The sequence below is a fragment of the Salipiger sp. 1_MG-2023 genome (assembly GCF_030547555.1).
In the GTDB taxonomy this organism is placed as follows: domain Bacteria; phylum Pseudomonadota; class Alphaproteobacteria; order Rhodobacterales; family Rhodobacteraceae; genus Salipiger.
Genome location: NZ_JAUOQN010000144.1, coordinates 1 through 2,058, shown reverse-complemented (window position 1 = coordinate 2,058; position 2,058 = coordinate 1). Strand labels below are relative to the sequence as shown.

Genomic DNA, 2,058 nt, shown 5'->3' with positions numbered 1-2,058 from the left:
GTTGGTTCTCGCAACCCGACCCTACCGGGAAACCCGATGGCCACCGTAAGCTACACCACGTCTGGGGACGTCACCGGATTTACAGCTCTTCGAACGCCTATATGGCCGAGGCCGAGAATGATGCTTTCGAGGGAAAATGGGCCGGGAAATACGTATCTATCGCCCCGGCTCGGCCCCGGGCCTAACAGGAAGAGATCCCATTCTTCGCCTTCGATCCGGCGATCCCCAAACTTATCTACACCAGGAAAGCCGTAGAAAGTCTGAACCGCGTGATCCGGAAATCCATCAAAACGCGGGGATCCTTCCCGACTGACGAGGCGGCGACCAAGCTGATCTACCTCGCCATCCACAAATTTGCGAAGGACGGCCAAAATGTCAGGGAATGGTTTGCCGCCCGCAATCAGTTCGCCATAAAGTTTGGCGAGCGCATCGCCGCTTGAGTATTCCAAACCGCATAGGCCGCGCCAGATACACAGACTTCAGGACACTCCCCCGCTGCACGCCAAGATCGGGTGGATTGGCGGGTGAACGCCTTCGGTCCGAGGGAACCCGCCAATGCAGTCGCCAACGATTCTTTGTCACGTAAGCTCACGCCCTGGACCGGCACGTGAGGCGCGGGATGATCGAACACTCTCACCCCACGCTGTCGGGTCAGGGCGCAATGCCGCCTGCTATCGATCTCGCGGCCGTCGTTCTACTACGCGGCGCAGGGCGAGAGCGCAGTGAACCTAGCGCTTATGCAATTGATCGGCCGGCAATTCTTGGAAACGCCGTTCTACGGCGCCCAGCAGATGGCACCTGCAGAACCAGGGCCACCCGGTGCCCGGGCCTCCCACCCTGCGGCGTGCGCCAGATCATATCCTTGTCGACCCACCCTCTCACACATGCACAGCTTGTGCTGCCGGGCAGTGGAACAGCAGAGACTCCCGCTTGCGCAGTGATGCCTTGTCGCTGGACCAGTTCGGCGTCCGATAGCGGGTGGGGCACGGCTTGCTCATGCAGGCCGTGTAAGTGCACGGAATCGTGATGTGAATCCTCCCGGATGTCAGAGTCTTGCAGCACTGCCGGTGAGGTTTCCAGCTTGCAACTTACTTGCTCGCACCGAAGGTGACAGGCCGGTGTTGGAATTGGGGGCATCTGTCGTCGACGGGCCCGGTGAGATCTGGGTTCTTATCGGCGGCGCCGCGGTGCAGGCGCAGCGCATCTGATCGGGCTTGAAACGGCCCGATGCGAGGCACGGCCGCCCTCCCGCCTTGTACGGGAGGGGTTCCAGTGCTTGAGCTGTCAGCTATGAGCCGATGCTGTTGAAAAACTCCGGACTTGATTGGCGCGAAGGCTTCTGATTCCTTTAATCTACAGGGATCTGGAGGCATTGCGATGCTTGGAAGGCAGAAGGTTCACGCCCGGCTTTTCTATGAGTTCAATCTCGAGACGCATATTCCGTCCGACCATCTCCTTCGAGGTATCGACCGCTTTCTGGATCTGAGCGATCTGCACGAGGAGGTGCACGATTTTTACAGTCACACCGGTCGTCCCTCGCTCGATCCCGAGCTCATTATCCGGATGCTGGTGATCGGCTATGTCATGGAGCTGCGGTCCGAGCAGCGCCTTTGCCAGGAGGTTCACCTCAACCTCTCCTATCGCTGGTTCTGCCGGCTCGGGCTCGAGGACAAGGTGCCTGATCATTCGAGGTCCTCGAAACTTCGGCATGGCAAGTTCCGTGAAAGTGACATCTTCCGCGTCGTCTTCGAACGTGTGTTGGCCCAGTGCATCGCCCATGGCCTGGTCGGAGGCCAAGGCTTCGCTGTTGATGCCAGCCTGATCAGCGCCGATGTCCAGAAGCAGAGCTCCGGCCGTCAGGCTAAATGGGACGCTTCCACGATCGATCCGACGGATGCACCGAGGGCGGTGAGAGAGTATCTCGACACTCTAGATGCGGAAGCCTTCGGCGTGGTAGCGCCCGTCAAGCCCAAGTTCACGGCCCATGCGGTGTTACTCAGCAAGCAAAAGTCCCCCGGTATCGGGGCGATAGGGGCCGAAAGGGGACCCGCCCGGATC

The 2,058-nt window shown here is 59.9% G+C and carries 2 protein-coding genes; both read left to right on the top strand.

All coding sequences use genetic code 11. The features are described 5' to 3' along the window. Positions 1-194: 194 nt before the first annotated feature. Positions 195-440 (top strand): transposase, encoded by a 246-nt coding sequence (locus Q4543_RS24220; protein ID WP_303442679.1) that lies wholly within the window; start codon positions 195-197, stop codon positions 438-440. Between the two features lie 937 nt (positions 441-1,377). After that, on the top strand, positions 1,378-2,058 hold a 681-nt coding region (locus tag Q4543_RS24215), incomplete at its 3' end, for a transposase (RefSeq protein WP_303442676.1).